Raw genomic sequence first — 17,981 nt, 5'->3', positions numbered from 1 at the left:
GGCAATGTATCGGGGAGGAGAAAAACCCGTGAGTGAGAATTCCGAGGCAACCATTTTGCTGAACGCCAACGACAATGTCGCGGTGGCGCGCCGGTCCATTCCGGCCGGTGGTGCGACAGGTAGAGGCGATCTGGCCGCGCTGGAGCTGATCGGGCGCGGCCACAAGGTGGCCCTGACGTTCATCAAATCCGGAGACGAGGTCCTGAAATACGGGCAGGTGATCGGCATCGCCACACAGGATATCGAGCCCGGCCGACATGTGCATTTGCACAATCTTGCCATGGTGCCCTCCGAACACGCGCATCAGTTCAGCGTCGATATCGAGGAAAAAGGCATGCTGCCCGAGGGCGAGCGCCGGACCTTCAAGGGTTTTGACCGCGGTCTCGGCGGCGTGGGTACGCGCAACTACATCGGCGTCATCGCTTCCGTGAACTGTTCCGCCACCGTATCGCGTTACATCGCCGATTATTTCAACAAGCAGGGCGGTCTTGATGGCTTCTCCAATGTCGACGGCGTTGTGGCGCTGACGCATGGCGGCGGCTGCGCGCTCAATACGAAATCGGAAGGTTACCGTCTTCTGATCCGTACCATCCAGGGTTATGCCCGTCATCCGAATTTCGGTGGCATTTTGCTGATCGGCCTCGGCTGTGAAACCAACCAGATCGCCCCCATCCTCGAACATTACAAGATGGAAGAGGGTGAACGGCTGCGCACCATGACGATCCAGCAGCATGGCGGCACGCGCAAGACGATCGATGCGGCCATTGCCGAGATCAAGGCGATGCTGCCGATGGTCAATGCTGCCGAGCGCACCGAACAGCCGCTTTCAAAGCTGAAGTTGGCACTGGAATGCGGCGGTTCGGACGGTTATTCCGGCATATCCGCAAACCCTGCGTTGGGTTATGCCTCCGATCTCATTGTCCGCAACGGCGGCACGACGGTTCTTGCCGAAACTCCCGAGATTTACGGCGCCGAACATCTGCTCACGAAGCGCGCTGTCACGCCTGCGGTTGCCGAAAAGCTGTTGCAGCGTATCGACTGGTGGCGCGATTATACCGCCCGCAATGGCGATGAGCTGAACAACAACCCCTCCCACGGCAACAAGCTCGGCGGCCTGACCACCATTCTGGAAAAATCACTCGGCGCGGTGGCCAAGGGCGGTTCGATGCCGCTGAAAGCGGTCTACGAATTCGCCGAGACCGTGACCGAGCAGGGCTTCGTCTTCATGGATACGCCCGGTTACGATCCCGTTGCGGTGACCGGCCAGGTTGCCGGCGGCTGCAATGTCATCTGTTTCACCACTGGCCGCGGCTCCGTATCGGGCTTCAAGCCTGCGCCCTGCATCAAGATCGCCACCAATTCCGAAATGTATGAGCACATGAAGGAAGACATGGACCTGAACTGCGGCGAGATCGTCACCGGCGCGGAAACCATCGAGGAATCCGGCAAAAAAATCTTCGAACACATTCTGGCGGTAGCCTCCGGCGACAAGACCGTCAGCGAGATTTACGACTACGGCGATAACGAATTCGTGCCGTGGCAGGTGGGGGCGGTTACCTGAGGCTGGGGCATTTCCAGTAAAAGTGCATCGCGGTTTACGTCCTGAAAATGCGAAACCCAAAATCCAGACTGTCCCACGTGAAACAAAAGGCCCGGAAATTGCTTTCCGGGCCTTTTTTAGTTCTCTGCGGGTCCTGCTCAGTGGCGGAAGTGACGCATGCCGGTAAAGACCATCGTCACATTGTGCTCGTTGGCCGCGTCGATCACCTCCTGATCGCGCATGGAGCCACCCGGCTGGATGACCGCAGTGGCACCTGCAGCAATAGCGGCAAGCAGACCATCAGCGAACGGATAAAACGCTTCGGAAGCCACGGCAGAGCCGCGCGTCAGCGGTTCGGCAAGACCGAGCGCCTTGGCGGCATCTTCCGCCTTCTGGGCGGCGATACGGGCGGAATCCACACGGCTCATCTGGCCTGCGCCGATACCCGCCGTCTGGCCATCCTTGGCATAGATCACCGCGTTGGACTTCACATGCTTGGCGATCTTGAAAGCGAATTTCATGTCTTCAAGTTCCTGCAGCGTCGGCGCACGCTTGGTGACGACCTTCAGTTCCAGATCCTCAACCATGGCATTGTCACGGCTCTGAACAAGCAGACCGCCGGAGACCGTCTTCGCTGTAATGCCGGCCGCACGCGGATCTGGCAGGCCACCCGCTACCAGCAGGCGCAGGTTGGGCTTGCGGGCAATAATGGCCTTGGCCTCTTCCGTCACGTCAGGCGCGATGATGACTTCGGTGAAGAGTTTGACGATTTCTTCCGCCGTTTCCGCATCCAGCGTGCGGTTCAAGGCAATGACGCCGCCAAATGCCGAAACGGAATCGCATGCCAGCGCCCGACGGTAAGCTTCGGCAAGCGTCGGGCCTGTCGCGACACCGCAGGGGTTGGCGTGTTTGATGATCGCAACGGCAGGCGCATTTTCCGGCAGGAACTCCGCCACCAGCTCGTAAGCCGCATCCGTATCATTGATGTTGTTGTAGGAAAGCTGCTTACCCTGGAGAAGTGTCGCCGTTGCGACGCCGGGGCGCTTTTCGCCGGTCAGGTAGAAACCCGCGCTCTGGTGCGGGTTCTCGCCATAACGCATCTTTTCCTTCAGCGAACCGCCAATGGCGCGATAGTCAGGCGTCTCGATCGCAAGCGCCTCTGCAAACCAGTTGGAGATCACCGCATCATAGGCAGCCGTGCGGGCATAGGCCTTGGCGGCAAAGGTTTGACGCAGCGCATAAGAAGTCTGACCGTCATCGGCCTGCAGGGCTTCGACAAGCGCAGGGTAATCGGACGGATCGGTGACAACCGTGACATAGGCATGGTTCTTGGCCGAAGCGCGGATCATTGCCGGGCCGCCAATATCAATATTCTCGACAGTCGTAGGGTAGTCGCCGCCCTTGGCGCGGACTTCCTCGAAGGGATAAAGATTGATGACGGAGAGGTCGATCGCCTCGATACCGTGCGCCTTCATCGCCTCCACATGGTCCGCATCATCCCGGATAGCCAGAAGACCGCCATGCACGTTGGGATGTAGGGTCTTGACACGGCCATCCATGATTTCCGGGAAGTTGGTCACATCGGAAACATCCGTTACCGGCAATCCCGCATCAGCGATGGCCTTTGCCGTTCCGCCCGTCGACAGGAGCTTGACGCCAAGCTTGGACAGAACCGTCGCCAGCTCGATGATATCAGTCTTGTCGGACACCGAAAGAAGCGCAGTGCGGATTTTGACCTTATCGGGAGCGGGGATTTTTTTGGACACGACAGCCATCAGGCATACTCCGTTCAACGGGGAGGACAGGCTGGACTGGGATTGATCCAGCAATTGCCGCCGCGTTAACACAGCTTGCAGGATTAATAAACAGCGTCGATGCGGGACAGCGAAAACTATGGGCGGTTTTTGTCTGAAACCTCGCTGAAACAGCTATGCCTTACGTTCGATGATCCAGCGGATTTCCCGCGTATTCGCCAGATTGAACGGCAGCTCGATCTGCTGCGAAGGCCGCATGCCTGATGCATCGGCCATGAAGACATCCTCGGTAACGAAAAGCTCCAGTCCCGGCGCCGAAAACAGCCAGGTCGTTCCATCCGCCGCCTCCAGATAAACCGACTCCTCGTCCTGCTGGTGCAGCTGGATGTGGGGATGGATGTGGAAACGCGACACCGCCGAGATGGATTGCAATTGCGTCTTCGCCACATTCTCGTCGGCCCGCAGCAGATCGCGGCCCTTTATCTTTGTGCCGGCTGCATTCATCTCGATTTCCCGATCGTGATAACAGCCGAAATTCTGCAAATAACCGTCATGCGACGCCCACAGGACGTCATTGCCGTTTGCATCGGTTCCGCGACGGCTATCCACCTGACTGACACCGGAAATCATGATCGGCCCGAGCAGCCTTGAACGGGACAGTCTACAAGACGACGTGTCCGCAAGCGTGACGGTCGAATGGGCTGCCGTCGAGCGGCTCGCCCGCTGATATTCAGGTGCTGCATTTTTCGGAAAACCGGAATTGACGATGAACCGGTTCTTGCCACAGGACATTTCAAAGGACAGGCAACCCGAATGGGCATTGCGCGAAAGCTCCGCAGAGCCGGGATGGCCCGTGTCCACGATGATGACCGTCTCATCGGTCGCAAGCCGATGGTAATTCACATCCGACAGCATCTTGGAAGGCCGGCCCGCCGTTTCATCATAACGAAGTACCGAGACAAGCTCGTTGGCGAGTGTTGCGGTCGCACCGTTAAACAGCGCCAGATCACCGCCCTGATGCCGGAAAAACCGGATGGCCGGGAACATCCGGTCTATCGCCGGCACTAGCCCAGACGGCAGATCGTGACCGAGATTGATGTAGCTTTGCCGAAGCGGCAAAAGATCGAGCAGCAAATCCAGCATGACCCGCGGATTGCGGGAAACATGTCCGCCATCGGGAAGAATCTGGCGCTCCATTTCCTGAGCCAGCTTCATTCCATGCCGTGTAATGCGGGACAGGCGGGTCGGCATCGCTATGGACGCGACGGCTAGCGCAATCCTGATCCGCAGTCTCGCTTCGCCATCCGGCGCGTGTTTGACGATCCTGTCGAGATAGCGCACGTGAAAGGCGAGACTTTTCAGGAAACGGCGATAAAACCCCGCATCGGCCTCATATAAAACGACGGGAGAGTGAGAAAGCCAGGCGATCAGCCTCTGTGCCGCGATCTCCGGAGACCAGGCGATACCCGCAATGCGCTTGCCATGAATAGTCATCCATTCGGCGACGATACGGCGCGCCCGCTTGCTGGCCTCACTCGATCTGTCGGAGCGGATATGCCGCAACCAGCCGAATGCATGCAGCCGCTCTTCAAACACTAGCGAGGGGTAATCCACCTGAAATGGCGAGAGGCCGCCGGTTTCGACGACGCGACCGGCAAGTGCTATCCGGCCCCGCAGCAATTCCTCGGCAAAATACGGATCGATCGCCCTGAGATCAGTCGGCGCCGCCACCAGACCATCGGGAACCCGATTGGCAAACCGGGATACATGCAGGCGCAAAGGCGCAAGGCCCACACACAAATGACGATACGCCATCCGTGAAAGAAGACCGGCGGCATTGATGCTGCCTGCAAAGGACCCTGACAAGCTGTGTTTCCCGTTTCACATGTTTTGTTTTTATGAGTGAACCGTGATGATCGGAACGTTATCGGCAATTATCCAATGATTCGCGGAAGCTTGGCTTTTTTCTACTTCTTACGCAAGACACTGCTAAAAAACCCATCGATGCCGCCGAACATATCCGGCGTCGTGCGAAGATCGCCCTCGGCACTGACGGCTACTTCCATTCCCGGCCAATCCTCCTTACGGACGGCAACACGCTCGAAGGCGGGGTTTTCCACCAGGACCTGCGCAATCATCGCTTCCCCTTCCGAAGGGTCGAGCGAGCAATTGGAAAACACCACAATGCCACCGGACCCCACCAGCGTGAGCGCATGGCGCAACATCTGGCCCTGAAGAGCGGCAAGTTTGGCGATGTCGTTCTCATCCTTTGTCCAGCAAACATCGGGATGTTTGCGCAGCGTGCCGGTTGACGAACAGGGTGCATCGAGAAGGACGGCGTCGAAAAGCTGTTCCGGCTGGTACTTCAGCATATTGGCTTCGACGGTTTCGGCATGAAGACCAAGTCGGTCGAGATTTTCCCTGAGGCGGCGAAGACGATTGCCGGACTGGTCCAGCGCGGTCACCTTCGCACCCGCAAGCGCAAGCTGGGCTGTCTTGCCACCCGGAGCGGCACAGAGATCGGCAACTCGCTTGCCGGAAATGTCGCCCATCAGCTTCACCGGCATGCTAGCCGCAAGATCCTGCACCCACCAGGCACCCTCGGCAAAACCTTCAAGCGAGGGAATCTGGCCTTCGAATTCACCGAGGCGGACGCTGCCATTCGGCAAAACCGTACCGCCCAGCTTTTCCGCCCAGAGGGCAGGGTCAGCCTTTACCGTGAGATCGATGGAGGAGGGCGTCAGCTGCGCCTCGGAAATCCGTTTGGCAACCTCATCCCCGTAAGCCGAAACAAGCCGATCGTAGAACCAGTCCGGCAACACCGGCACGTCAGCGATCGCCCTCTCGATTTCAGCCTTTTCCCGGCCCAATCGTCTGAGAACGGCATTCACCAGCTTGGCAAAGCGCCTGTTGCGCGGATCGCGATGGGCTTGTTCCACGGCAAGATCGACCGCGGAATGATCAGGGACATCGAGATGAAGCACTTGCGCCGCGCCGACGACAAGGACGTGATGCAGCGACCGCGCGCCCTGTGGTAGCGGCCCGTCAAGCAGCATCGACAATGCCGCTTCGATGCGCGGAAGGTGGCGAAGCGCGCTGTTGACGATGGCCCTTACCAACGCCCGGTCCGCAAGAGACAATGCACGATAGACAGGATTGCCGTTTTCGCTATCCAGCATACCGTCCAGCGAGGTTTTCTTTTCCAGAACGGCTGCGAGAATGCGGGTCGCGGCAACGCGTGCGGCAAGACCGGGTTTATCCTCGAAAGACGAAGGGCCGTCTTCACGGCCCCTTCCATGGTCCTGCCTCGGCTTTTTGGACCGCGACGGCTTATTCTGAATATCGGATGTCAAGACCACGGTCCCTTACGCTCGTTTTCTTTGCCTCGTCCCCAGCCCGTATTGGGAACGGAGCCTGATTTGCGCTGAGGTCTATCACCCGATGGCGGCGGCGTCGATCCTCGCGGGGAAAACTCCTGTGCCATGGCGTGAAGTGCTGCCACCCGGTTTTCCGTATTCGGATGGGTGGAAAAGAAATTATCCATACGCTCGCCGGACAGGGGATTGATGATGAACATATGCGCCGTTGCCGGGTTACGCTCGGCATCGTCATTGTGAATCTGCTGCGCCATGCCTGAAATTTTCTGCAATGCCGAAGCGAGCCAGAGAGGATTACCGCAGATTTCCGCGCCCCGCCGGTCGGCGGAATATTCCCGGGTGCGGCTGATCGCCATCTGCACCAGCATCGCGGCCAGCGGCGCAACAATCATTGCGACCAGCACGCCAATGAAACCGAGCGGATTATTGTTGTTTCCACGATTGCCGCCGAAGACGAAGGCGAAATTACCGAGCATGGAGATAGCGCCCGCCAGCGTCGCGGTGACAGTCATCGTCAGCGTATCGCGGTTCTGCACATGTGCCAACTCATGCGCCATCACACCGGCCACCTCTTCAGGGGTGAGGCGCTCCAGCAGACCCGTTGACGCCGCCACAGCGGCATTCTGCGGGTTTCTTCCCGTCGCGAAGGCGTTTGGCTGCGGGCTGTCGTAGATATAAACCTTGGGCATCGGCAGGTCGGCATTATGCGAGAGATCGCGGATCATGTGAAAAAATTCAGGCGCATTTGCCTCATCGATCTCCCGCGCACGATAGGCCGAGAGAACCATTTTGTCTGAATTCCAATAGGAGAACAGATTCATACCGGTAGCGAAGAGCAAGGCGATCATCATGCCGCCCGTGCCGCCAATCAGAAAACCGACACCCATGAACAATGCCGTCATGAAAGCCAGAAGCATTGCCGTGCGCATCATGTTCATATGTCAAATTCTCCTTCTCACCCATCAGGGAATATTCCGGGGTTTATAAAACCTGTCTGATTATATAATCTGGTGAACGGCAAACATATTTCAATATCCCGTCATAGGGAGGATTTCTCATGCAGGATGCGGATAATGACAACGGCGCGGAAATGCTCAGGCGGCTTTCGCCGGCGGCAGAACGTGCGTTGAAGGAAGCGGAAGAACGGCGCAAACAACAGGCGGATCTTCAATTGCCGCTGGAAACCGGCGGTCGCGGCGGCGCAGAACCGGTTCGTTTCGGTGACTACGAAATAAACGGTCGCGCCATCGATTTTTAAGCACCACAACATAAAAATACCCGCTAAAAGCGGGTATTTTATCAATTAAAACAGATACTTGATTATTTTTGTTCCAACAGCCGGCACACGGCTTCCAGCTGCTCGAGCGTGCGGTATCCGATGCGGATTTGCCCTGATCCACCTTTGTGGTTGATCTTCACGTCCAGACCGAGAGCATCCGACAGGCTGCGTTCAAGCGCGACCGTATCGGAATCCTTCTCAGCCGAGGGTCGATTCTCGGAGACGTCACCTTGCGACTTGATATCGTTTTGGGCCAAGCGCTCGGCATCACGTACCGAGAGACCCTTGGAAACGATGGTCCGCGCCAGACCTGACGGATCGGAAGTCGAAACAAGCGCCCGCGCATGGCCGGCGGAAAGCGAACCATCCGCCAACATATCCCGCACCGGATCGGGCAACTTCAAAAGCCTAAGGCTGTTTGCAACATGGCTTCGGCTCTTGCCGATGATTTCACCAAGATCGTTCTGCGTATAGCCGTGCTCGGCAATCAGCTGCTCATAACCCATGGCTTCTTCAAGCGGATTGAGATCGGAACGTTGGACGTTCTCGACAATCGCCAGCTCCAGCGCCGTACGGTCATCCACATCCCGAACGATGACGGGCACGTCGGTAAAACCTGCCAGCTGCGCAGCCCGCCAGCGCCGTTCACCAGCGATAATCTCGTAACGGTTGACGCCAATCGTCCGCACGACCACAGGCTGAACAATTCCGTGTTGACGAATGGATGAAGCAAGATCCTGCAATTCATTCTCATCAAAATGACGTCGCGGGTTTCTCTGGCTGCGAGCGATGAACTCAATAGGAATTGCGCGATCCGCACTGACAGCACGCTGCGGCTCACCCACCGGCACGGGCTGATCCATTTCGCCGATCAACGCCGCTAGACCGCGTCCGAGTCGACGCTTGGAAAGATCATCACTCATAAGATATTACTCCATACATTCCGGCAACGTCAGGCCGCCTTGCGCAGACGCTCTCTCTGGATCACTTCGGACGCCAGTTGCAAATAGGCCTGGCTGCCGGCGCACTTCAGATCGTAAAGAATTGCCGGTTTACCATAAGATGGTGCCTCGGAAACACGAACATTACGCGGAATGAGAGTGTGGTAAACCTTTTCTCCCAGATGCGTCCGCACATCGGAAACCACCTGCTGCGCCAGATTGTTGCGCGCATCGAACATCGTCAGAACGATACCCTGTATATCAAGCTGCGGATTGACCGAACCGCGTATCTGACTGACCGTATCCAGCAACTGACTGAGACCTTCCAGCGCGAAGAACTCGCATTGCAGCGGCACAAGCACGGAATGGGCGGCCGTCATGGCATTCATGGTCAGAAGATTGAAGGAAGGAGGGCAATCGACGAGAATGTAGGAATAATCTCTGGCTTCCTGTGTCTCCATGGCAGCACGCAAAAGAAAGACGCGATTGGCCACATTCGCGACCTGCATCTCAAAGCCGAGCAAATCCATCGTCGAGGGTACAATATCGAGGTTCGGAACCGCCGTCGGAACCGCAACTTCGGCGACGCTGTGGTCACCCACCAGAAGATCGTAAGACGAAAGCTTGCGCTCTTTACGGTCGATTCCAAGGCCGGTACTGGCATTACCCTGCGGATCGAGGTCAATGATCAGCACACGCTCACCAATTGCCGCCAGCGCAGTGGCCAGATTGATGGCCGTCGTCGTTTTACCAACGCCGCCCTTCTGGTTTGCAACTGCGATAATCCGGTTTTTTTCAGAAGTCATGCCGCACCTGGTCAGTTCGTCAGTGCCTCAAAATGAGGTTTCTGATTTCAAGAACAACAGAATCTGCCTCAATGGCACTCTGATGTTTTACCAGATCAAACTGCCAGCGGCCATGCGCTTTCTTCACTTCGGAATCATAATCCCGGCCTTTATTAAAATAAGCCTTGAGATTTGGATTATTCTGCGCCCAAGGAAGAATATAGTCGAAAAGCAAATCCATCTCGGCGAGGGCTCGCGCGGAAACCGCATCGCAATTTTTGATGGTTTCGGGTGCTTTTTCAATTCTGACTGGATGAACTGCGCCCCTTGCGCCGGTTTCCTTCAGCGCAACCCGCAAAAACGCAGCCTTTTTATTATTGCTCTCAACCAGATCGACCCAACCATCTCCCAATTCCGCCAGAAAAATCGCCGTGATGACACCAGGAAAGCCGCCGCCACTACCCAGATCAATCCATTTTTGCGGTTGAGGAGAGAGCTGAAATATCTGCGCACTGTCGGCCACATGCCGGCTCCAGAGCTCGGTCAGAGTTGAAGGCGCCACCAGATTTGTGGTTCTATTCCACTTCTTGAAAAGCTCGACAAAATGTTCGAGCCTCTCCTGTGTTTCACGTGAAACACTCTGGCCGTTTATCTTCATTGTCCGACTCGCTATTGGTGCATGCGTAATTTTTCACTTCGTGTTGCGGTGCTTTTCCGCAGAAGTGCGAGAAGCAGCGATATCGCAGCAGGTGTCATACCGTCAACACGGGCAGCTTGAGCAATGTTCTCCGGACGCGCCTTTTCCAGCTTTTGTTTCAGTTCGTTGGAGAGACCAGACAAGGCTTGAAAATCGAAGTCGTCAGGTATTTTTCTGTCTTCATCGCGCTTGATATCGACAATATCCGCACTCTGTCGCTGCATATAGACGGCATAACTTGCCTCGATCTGCAAAACCTCGGCGACTTTGCTGCCAAGCGCACCAAGTTCCGGCCAATGCGTCGTAAGAGCTTCCATGGTGATATCAGGGTAAGCGAGCAACTCATAGACGGAGCGGCGCTGACCGTCCTGGTTGAGTTTCAATCCCTGCTTCGCGGCCTGAGACGGGCTGATGGAAATGCTCTTCATCATCTCCCGGCCACGGTCCAGATCGGAAATGAAGTTTGCGAAGCGTTTTTCCCGGTCACTGCCAATAATACCAGCCATCTGGCCAATGGGCGTGAGCCGTAGATCGGCATTATCAACGCGCAGCGAAAGGCGATATTCAGCTCTCGACGTAAACATACGATAGGGTTCGCTAACACCCTTCGAGGTAAGGTCGTCGATCATCACGCCGATGTAGGACTCCGTACGGCTGAAATGGATTGGGTCAGCATCTCCCGCATAAAGCGATGCGTTCAGTCCGGCAACCAGACCCTGAGCACCGGCCTCCTCATAACCTGTCGTGCCATTGATCTGTCCAGCGAGAAACAATCCAGCAATTTTTCGGCACTCTAGGGAGGGCTTCAGCTCGCGCGGATCGACATAATCATATTCAATCGCGTAGCCAGGCTGGATAATGGCGACTTGCTCAAGACCGGGTATGGTGCGGATAAATTGCTCCTGAACGGACGCGGGAAGCGACGTCGAAATCCCGTTCGGATAAATGGTGTGGTCGTCCAGGCCTTCCGGTTCCAGAAATATCTGATGACCGTCGCGCTCTCCGAAGCGGGTAATCTTGTCCTCAATCGACGGGCAATAACGCGGGCCGACGCCTTCGATCTGTCCCGAATACATCGCCGATAGATGAATATTGTCCTGAATGATCTTGTGCCCGGCTGGCGTCGTCCGGGTTACACCGCATTCGATCTGCGGGTTGAGAATGCGGTTCGTCATGAAGGAAAACGGAACCGGATCCTCGTCGGCCGCTTGTCGATCCACGGCGTCCCAATCGATCGTACGCCCGTCAAGTCGGGCAGGGGTACCGGTCTTCAGCCGGCCCATGGCGAGGCCCAGACGCGCAAGCGTGTCGGAAAGGCCGAGAGAGGGTTTTTCACCGACCCGGCCGGCAGGAATCTTTTCGGAACCGATATGAATAAGGCCCCGCAAAAAGGTGCCGCTGGTCAATACAACAGCGCCACAGGGAATCCGGCTACCGTTTCCCATGATTACGGCGGAGACCTTATCATCCGCCATTTCAATATCGAAAGCATCGCCTTCAATAATAGTCAGGTTTTCAATTGCGTTGATTTCCCGCTGCATGGCCTCGCGATAAAGCCGCCGATCAGCCTGCGTGCGCGGTCCGCGGACGGCCGGACCCTTTTTGCGATTGAGCATACGGAATTGAATTCCCGCTGCATCGGCAACCCGGCCCATCAAACCGTCCAGCGCATCAATTTCGCGGACCAGGTGTCCTTTGCCGAGACCACCGATTGCCGGGTTACAGGACATCACCCCAATTGTCTCTCGCTTATGGGTAACGAGAGCGGTTTTAGCGCCATGTCGTGCAGCGGCAGCCGCAGCTTCACTGCCGGCATGTCCACCACCGATAACAATGACATCAAATGACTGGTGCATATCCCTGCGCCTTATCCTAAATCATCGGCTTTGCCGTATTGGCCACCAATGTTTCACGTGAATCATTTTCCTATGCAGAATTCCGAGAAGATCACGCCCAGCAAATCTTCCACATCGACGCGGCCAGTAATGCGTCCAAGCGATGTTGCTGCGAGTCTCAAATATTCCGACCTTATAGCAAGGTCCATGGTCTCGGAATTGAGCGCATCACTAACATAGTTCAGCGTCTCTTCAAGTCGTTTTTTGTGACGGGCGCGGGCAGGGACCAATGTCTGGGCGACACCCACTCTGCTTTCAATCTCCTGCTTGATCAACAAACGCAACTCATCCAGACCAAAACCTTCCTTGGCCGAGATAGAGAGATCAAAATCATTATCCACAGCAGACGATGAGAGCGCCAATTTGGTCCGCACACGCAAACGGCGCGCGTTTTTAAATGAAACGATTGATTGTTTCGGAATCGAATCGTTGTCTTGCAACAGCAGAACGAGATCTGCGGTTTCCGCTGTCAAAACGGCGCGCCGCACGCCTTCCTTTTCGACAACATCCTGCGTCTCCCGAATTCCGGCCGTATCAAATATCCGGACGAGATAGCCATCCAGATTGATATCCACACTCAGGACGTCTCTGGTTGTGCCGGCAATGTCAGTGACAATGGCAACATCGCGACCGCTCAGAGCATTGAGAAGCGTGGATTTGCCCGCATTGGGCTCTCCTACCAGCGCGACCTTGAACCCGTCGCGAATGATTTCGCTGCTTCCACCGCTCTGCAGGTGATCCGCGATTTCACCCTTCAGCTGCTTCATTGTATCCCAAACCTGAACGGCAACCGAATCCGGCACGTCCTCCTCGTCAGCGAAATCCAGCTCCGCCTCGATCAGGGCGCGCGCGCGCGTCAACCGGCTTGCCCAGCCGTCGTAGAGCGCCGACAATTTGCCGGTGCTCTGTTCAACCGCCAGCCGCCGCTGCATCTCCGTTTCAGCCTGTAGCAGATCCGCAAGACCTTCAATTTCGAGAAGATCCATCTTGCCGTTTTCAAAGGCGCGGCGGGAAAACTCACCGGCTTCCGCGGGCCGGAATCCATCGAGCGCTTCAAGTTCCGCAAAAATGGAGGCGACAACCGCACGGCTGCCGTGACTGTGGATTTCGATACAGTTCTCACCCGTGAAAGAATTCGGACCGGGAAAAACGATCATCAGCGCCTGGTCGATGATCTCATTATTTCGGTTTCAGATCGATTCGAGTACTGCCCGCCGGGGTGTGGGAAGTTGCCCACCTGACAACCTTACATAAGCTTCGAAGGCTTTAAGCCCGCTGATCCTGATGATCGCGACACCGGCCGGCAGTGCCCCGCTTGAAAGCGCATAAATGGTATCGGCGGAAGCTGGCATCATTCACCTCGGTTAAAACAGTCAAGCCGCATCCGAGCAAACGGATGCGGCTTTAAAGCTTTGTCGATGGAGCCAGTTAAACTCCGGATCAGGTATTCATGGATTCGAAGAAATCCGAGTTGGTCTTGGTCTGCTTCAGCTTGTCGATCAGGAACTCGATGGCGTCCATCGTTCCCATCGGAGCAAGAATTCGGCGAAGCACAAAGATCTTCTGCAGGTCCTGACGCGGTACGAGCAGGTCTTCCTTACGCGTACCGGACTTCAGAATATCGAGCGCCGGGAAGATGCGCTTGTCTGCGACCTTGCGATCGAGAACGATTTCCGAGTTGCCCGTACCCTTGAATTCTTCGAAGATCACTTCGTCCATACGGCTGCCGGTGTCGATCAGCGCGGTCGCGATAATCGTCAGCGAACCACCTTCTTCGATGTTACGCGCGGCACCGAAGAAACGCTTCGGCCGCTGCAGCGCGTTGGCATCCACACCACCGGTCAGAACCTTGCCGGAAGACGGAACGACCGTGTTATAGGCGCGGCCAAGGCGGGTAATGGAATCGAGCAGGATGACAACGTCACGGCCGTGTTCGACAAGGCGCTTCGCCTTTTCGATGACCATTTCCGCGACCTGGACGTGGCGTACAGCGGGTTCGTCGAAGGTGGAGGACACAACCTCACCCTTCACCGAACGCTGCATGTCGGTGACTTCTTCCGGGCGTTCGTCGATCAGAAGAACGATCAGGTAACATTCCGGATGGTTCGCCGTGATGGAATGGGCGATGTTCTGCAACAGTACCGTTTTACCGGTACGCGGCGGAGCGACGATCAATCCACGCTGGCCCTTGCCGAGCGGCGCGACCAGATCGATTACCCGCGAAGACAGATCCTTCGTTGTCGGAAGTTCCAGCTCCATCTTGAACCGCTCATTCGGATAAAGCGGCGTCAGATTATCGAAGTGGACCTTGTGACGGATTTTTTCTGGATCATCGAAGTTGATCGTGTTGACCTTGAGAAGAGCGAAGTAACGTTCGCCTTCCTTGGGTCCACGGATCGGGCCTTCGACAGTATCGCCGGTCTTCAACGAGAAGCGGCGGATCTGCGACGGCGAAATATAGATATCGTCCGGACCGGGCAGATAATTTGCGTTTGCAGACCGCAGGAAACCGAAACCGTCCTGCAGGACTTCAACGACGCCTTCGCCGATAATTTCGATGTCCTGGCTCGCGAGAACCTTGAGGATTGCGAACATAAGCTCCTGCTTGCGCATGGTGCTCGCATTTTCAACTTCCAGGGATTCGGCAAAAGTCAGCAAGTCGGTAGGCGATTTGCTCTTAAGTTCCTGAAGCTTCATTTCAGCCATGAAGGAAAGACCGTTTGATAATGTAATGTCGGGGGAGGGCGTGTTCGCGAATCAGATGCTGTGGGAGAAGCCGCAGATGACTGAATAATTTACATGCCACGAGATGAGTGAGCCGAAAATAGCGATTGAATAGGGCTACTGCAAGAGGAAAGCACGAATTCCGCGAAATTTATCGTTACGCCCTCTTAACCGAAGGGTTTCACAACCACAAGTATGACTATGAGGATCATCAAGACCGTCGGAACCTCGTTCATCAACCGCCAGTGACGGGCAGGCCTGATATTTTCATCCCGCGCGAAACGTTTGGCACTGCGGGTGAAATAAACATGGGTGATGGTCAGAAGCACCACCAGCGCCATTTTCGCGTGCAACCAGCCACCGGAAAAACCGTAGACCGACCAGGCGAGATAGAGCCCCAATGCCCAGGTGATCATCATCGCCGGGTTCATGATGACCTTGATCAGCCGCTGTTCCATCACCTTGAAGGTTTCGGATTGCGGCGAACCGGCGGGCGCATCGGTGTGGTAGATAAACAGCCGCGGCAGATAAAAAATCGCGGCCATCCAGGAAATCACCGCGATGATATGAAGCGCCTTGATCCAGAGGTAAAGATCGCCCGGATCGGCATAAAACAGTAGGGCGATAAAGGCAGCAAAGACGCTGAGCACGATGCCTGCACGAAGCGCGGCCCTGTTTCCGGAACGGGCGGAGGTCTGTTTCTCCCCGCTCATACCCCAGCCCCGCGGCTACGCACCCGCTGCACCAGTCTCGTCACGTTTTCCGGATCGGCCTGCGGCGTGATGCCATGGCCGAGATTGAAGATCAGCGGTCCTTGCCCAAGAGCCTCCAGCACGGCGTCAATGCCATCCTGCAAAGCCTTGCCACCCGCCACCATCAGCATCGGGTCCAGATTGCCCTGCACCGGGCCTTCCTTCTGCAGATCTCTGGCGAAACCGAGCGGCACCGCCCAGTCGAGCCCGATGGCGTCTGCACCCGTCTTGCGGCGATAATCCTTGAGAAGATAACCGGCCCCCTTGGCGAAGGCGATGATCTTCGCAGCGGGGCGACGGGCGCGCACCGAGGCGATGATGCGGGCAACGGGTTTTACCGCATACTCCTCGAATTCCTTTTCGCCGAGCACACCGGCCCAGGAATCGAAAATCTGCACCGCATCAGCCCCGGCATCGATCTGCGCCACCAGGTAATCGGCGGAAATCTCAGCCAGCAAGGCAAGAAGCTTTTCCATGGCGGCCGGCTCACGGTAACCGAACAGCCGCGCTGGCGCCTGATCCGGCGTTCCGTGGCCTGCAATCATGTAGGTGGCAACAGTCCATGGCGCGCCGCAGAAACCGAGAAGCGTCGTCTCATCCGGCAACGTCCTGCGCAAACGGGACACGGTTTCGAAAACGGGTGAAAGATGCGCGATGACATTCGCCATATCCAGCCTTTCGATGCCATCCACATCGATCGGATCCATCGCCGGACCCTTTCCCTCGCTGAAGGAGACGTTGCGATCCAGCGCGTCGGGTATCACCAGAATATCGGAAAAGAGGATAGCTGCATCCAGACCAAACCGGCGAATAGGCTGAAGCGTCACTTCGGTTGCCAGTTCGGGATTATAACAGAGATCGAGGAAGCTGCCGGCGTTCTTTCGCGTTTCCCTGTACTCGGGAAGGTAACGCCCTGCCTGCCGCATCAGCCATATGGGCGGAGGTGTGACCGTTTGTCCGTTCAACACCTTTAAAACCTTACGTTCGCTCATGCTACCCAACTCGTAAAAAATAAAATCTAAGAGATTTAAAAGATTTTCTATTTCTTAGAGTCGGTGAGTAGCAAGGATTAAAATCTTTCCAGTCGATATGCCGCAGCCGGGTATAAGTATCACGGCTTGGGTATAACGAATCCCAGCCTGTCGCTGATAAACTGGAAAACGGAAATTTATATAATATTTTCAATATTTTATGGTTCTTCCATGAAAGCTTTTATCTGTGTACAGCTTGTGGATGGATTTGAACAAGTTCAAAGTTTCCAGACAATTCACAGGCATGCCGAACGGCAATGACGCCACTTGCAGATTGTGGAAAAAACCCACTTTATCCACGTCGCGGTTCGGCCTGCGGGACAATTCGAAAGTTTGTCCCGGTTTATCAACAGCGAGAGAAAAACAGCGTGGAGAACAAAAAAAGCTTCTTCCATTTGCACCTGATTTCGGACTCAACCGGAGAGACTCTCATGTCGGCCGGTCGTGCCGTCTCGGCCCAGTTCCACGCTTCAATGCCCGTGGAACATGTTTATCCGATGATCAGGAACCAGAAACAGCTCGCCCAGGTGGTGGACCTGATCGACAAGGAACCGGGCATCGTCCTTTATACCATCGTGGATCAACAACTGGCCGAGTTCCTGGACTTGCGCTGCCACGCGATCGGGGTACCCTGCGTTAACGTCCTCGAACCGATCATCGGCATTTTCCAGACCTATCTCGGTGCTCCCTCGAGACGCCGGGTCGGGGCGCAGCATGCGCTGAACGCGGATTATTTCGCGCGGATTGAAGCGCTCAATTTCGCGATGGACCATGATGACGGCCAAATGCCGGAAACCTATGATGAAGCAGATATCGTCATCATCGGGATCAGCCGAACGTCGAAAACACCGACCAGCATCTATCTCGCCAACAGGGGAATAAAGACCGCCAATATACCGGTCGTTCCCAACGTGCCTTTGCCGGAAAGCCTCTATGCGGCGACCCGGCCTTTGATCGTCGGTCTCGTCGCGACATCGGACCGCATATCGCAGGTGCGCGAAAACCGGGAACTCGGCACGACAGGCGGATTTGACAGCGGGCGCTACACGGATCGCGCCACCATCATGGAAGAGCTGAAATATGCGCGCGCGCTCTGTGCCCGCAATAATTGGCCGCTGATCGATGTCACACGCCGTTCCATCGAGGAAACGGCCGCCGCCATCCTTGCCCTTCGCCCGAGGACACGATAATCCGGATCGCACCATT

At 56.1% G+C, this 17,981-nt stretch carries 14 protein-coding genes and 1 pseudogene; 3 read left to right on the top strand and 12 right to left on the bottom strand.

Annotated elements, in window-relative coordinates; all coding sequences use genetic code 11:
* The first annotated feature begins 28 nt into the window (after positions 1 to 28).
* On the top strand, positions 29 to 1,561 hold the full coding sequence (locus tag RBH10_RS22720) for a UxaA family hydrolase (protein WP_306180888.1): 1,533 nt from the start codon (positions 29 to 31) through the stop codon (positions 1,559 to 1,561).
* Between the two features lie 137 nt (positions 1,562 to 1,698).
* Here the strand turns inward: RBH10_RS22720 and purH are convergent, their stop codons facing one another.
* From purH to htpX, 4 genes are all read right to left on the bottom strand, one after another.
* Positions 1,699 to 3,315: a bifunctional phosphoribosylaminoimidazolecarboxamide formyltransferase/IMP cyclohydrolase gene (gene purH, locus RBH10_RS22715; RefSeq protein ID WP_281038343.1), complete on the bottom strand. Its 1,617-nt coding sequence runs from the start codon at positions 3,313 to 3,315 to the stop codon at positions 1,699 to 1,701.
* A gap of 153 nt (positions 3,316 to 3,468) precedes the next feature.
* A complete protein-coding gene (locus tag RBH10_RS22710; RefSeq protein WP_372339809.1) occupies positions 3,469 to 5,109 on the bottom strand; it encodes a heparinase II/III family protein in 1,641 nt (546 codons plus the stop codon).
* Positions 5,110 to 5,261: 152 nt separating this feature from the next.
* A complete protein-coding gene (locus RBH10_RS22705) occupies positions 5,262 to 6,647 on the bottom strand; it encodes an RsmB/NOP family class I SAM-dependent RNA methyltransferase (protein WP_281038344.1) in 1,386 nt (461 codons plus the stop codon).
* Entirely contained in the window at positions 6,644 to 7,609 is a 966-nt protein-coding gene (gene htpX / locus RBH10_RS22700; protein WP_281038345.1) for a zinc metalloprotease HtpX, read from the bottom strand. Before htpX ends, RBH10_RS22705 begins: the two co-directional genes overlap by 4 nt.
* A gap of 119 nt (positions 7,610 to 7,728) precedes the next feature.
* On the opposite strand from htpX, the gene RBH10_RS22695 reads away from it, so the two are divergent.
* Entirely contained in the window at positions 7,729 to 7,929 is a 201-nt protein-coding gene (locus RBH10_RS22695) for a DUF1674 domain-containing protein (protein WP_045020448.1), read from the top strand.
* A 62-nt stretch (positions 7,930 to 7,991) separates the two neighbouring features.
* On the opposite strand, the gene RBH10_RS22690 is transcribed toward RBH10_RS22695, so the two are convergent.
* The 8 genes and pseudogenes from RBH10_RS22690 to hemE form a co-directional block, all read right to left on the bottom strand.
* On the bottom strand, positions 7,992 to 8,873 hold the full coding sequence (locus RBH10_RS22690) for a ParB/RepB/Spo0J family partition protein (protein WP_281038346.1): 882 nt from the start codon (positions 8,871 to 8,873) through the stop codon (positions 7,992 to 7,994).
* A 29-nt stretch (positions 8,874 to 8,902) separates the two neighbouring features.
* A complete protein-coding gene (locus tag RBH10_RS22685; RefSeq protein ID WP_281038347.1) occupies positions 8,903 to 9,697 on the bottom strand; it encodes a ParA family protein in 795 nt (264 codons plus the stop codon).
* 19 nt (positions 9,698 to 9,716) lie between these two features.
* Positions 9,717 to 10,334: a 16S rRNA (guanine(527)-N(7))-methyltransferase RsmG gene (rsmG, locus tag RBH10_RS22680; protein WP_281038348.1), complete on the bottom strand. Its 618-nt coding sequence runs from the start codon at positions 10,332 to 10,334 to the stop codon at positions 9,717 to 9,719.
* 11 nt (positions 10,335 to 10,345) lie between these two features.
* Positions 10,346 to 12,229 carry a tRNA uridine-5-carboxymethylaminomethyl(34) synthesis enzyme MnmG gene (gene mnmG, locus RBH10_RS22675; protein WP_281038349.1) on the bottom strand — a complete coding sequence of 628 codons (1,884 nt, stop codon included), beginning with the start codon at positions 12,227 to 12,229 and terminating at the stop codon, positions 10,346 to 10,348.
* Between the two features lie 62 nt (positions 12,230 to 12,291).
* Positions 12,292 to 13,623: pseudogene (mnmE, locus tag RBH10_RS22670) on the bottom strand (tRNA uridine-5-carboxymethylaminomethyl(34) synthesis GTPase MnmE).
* An 85-nt stretch (positions 13,624 to 13,708) separates the two neighbouring features.
* Positions 13,709 to 14,974, bottom strand: coding sequence for a transcription termination factor Rho (rho, locus tag RBH10_RS22665; RefSeq protein WP_082065852.1), 1,266 nt, complete (start codon positions 14,972 to 14,974; stop codon positions 13,709 to 13,711).
* Between the two features lie 185 nt (positions 14,975 to 15,159).
* Positions 15,160 to 15,705 carry a protoporphyrinogen oxidase HemJ gene (gene hemJ, locus RBH10_RS22660; protein ID WP_281038351.1) on the bottom strand — a complete coding sequence of 182 codons (546 nt, stop codon included), beginning with the start codon at positions 15,703 to 15,705 and terminating at the stop codon, positions 15,160 to 15,162.
* Entirely contained in the window at positions 15,702 to 16,736 is a 1,035-nt protein-coding gene (gene hemE, locus RBH10_RS22655) for a uroporphyrinogen decarboxylase (protein WP_281038352.1), read from the bottom strand. Before hemE ends, hemJ begins: the two co-directional genes overlap by 4 nt.
* Positions 16,737 to 17,143: 407 nt before the next feature.
* On the opposite strand from hemE, the gene RBH10_RS22650 reads away from it, so the two are divergent.
* Complete coding sequence (locus RBH10_RS22650) at positions 17,144 to 17,965, top strand: pyruvate, water dikinase regulatory protein (RefSeq protein WP_045020463.1); 822 nt, start codon at positions 17,144 to 17,146, stop codon at positions 17,963 to 17,965.
* The last annotated feature ends 16 nt before the right edge of the window (positions 17,966 to 17,981 follow it).

Origin of the sequence: Rhizobium sp. AN73 (genome assembly GCF_030757975.1) — a bacterium.
Classification (GTDB): Bacteria; Pseudomonadota; Alphaproteobacteria; order Rhizobiales; family Rhizobiaceae; genus Agrobacterium; species Agrobacterium arsenijevicii.
This window is presented reverse-complemented; position numbering and strand designations above follow the sequence as displayed.

What these genes read in the sequence shown, in the direction of transcription:
- rho (WP_082065852.1), bottom strand. Translation starts at nt 14,974, where the DNA reads ATGGCTGAAATGAAGCTTCAGGAACTTAAGAGCAAATCGCCTACCGAC.
- RBH10_RS22690 (WP_281038346.1), bottom strand. Translation starts at nt 8,873, where the DNA reads ATGAGTGATGATCTTTCCAAGCGTCGACTCGGACGCGGTCTAGCGGCG.
- hemE (WP_281038352.1), bottom strand. Translation starts at nt 16,736, where the DNA reads ATGAGCGAACGTAAGGTTTTAAAGGTGTTGAACGGACAAACGGTCACA.
- hemJ (WP_281038351.1), bottom strand. Translation starts at nt 15,705, where the DNA reads ATGAGCGGGGAGAAACAGACCTCCGCCCGTTCCGGAAACAGGGCCGCG.
- purH (WP_281038343.1), bottom strand. Translation starts at nt 3,315, where the DNA reads ATGGCTGTCGTGTCCAAAAAAATCCCCGCTCCCGATAAGGTCAAAATC.
- mnmG (WP_281038349.1), bottom strand. Translation starts at nt 12,229, where the DNA reads ATGCACCAGTCATTTGATGTCATTGTTATCGGTGGTGGACATGCCGGC.
- htpX (WP_281038345.1), bottom strand. Translation starts at nt 7,609, where the DNA reads ATGAACATGATGCGCACGGCAATGCTTCTGGCTTTCATGACGGCATTG.
- RBH10_RS22685 (WP_281038347.1), bottom strand. Translation starts at nt 9,697, where the DNA reads ATGACTTCTGAAAAAAACCGGATTATCGCAGTTGCAAACCAGAAGGGC.
- RBH10_RS22695 (WP_045020448.1), top strand. Translation starts at nt 7,729, where the DNA reads ATGCAGGATGCGGATAATGACAACGGCGCGGAAATGCTCAGGCGGCTT.
- RBH10_RS22710 (WP_372339809.1), bottom strand. Translation starts at nt 5,109, where the DNA reads ATGGCGTATCGTCATTTGTGTGTGGGCCTTGCGCCTTTGCGCCTGCAT.
- rsmG (WP_281038348.1), bottom strand. Translation starts at nt 10,334, where the DNA reads ATGAAGATAAACGGCCAGAGTGTTTCACGTGAAACACAGGAGAGGCTC.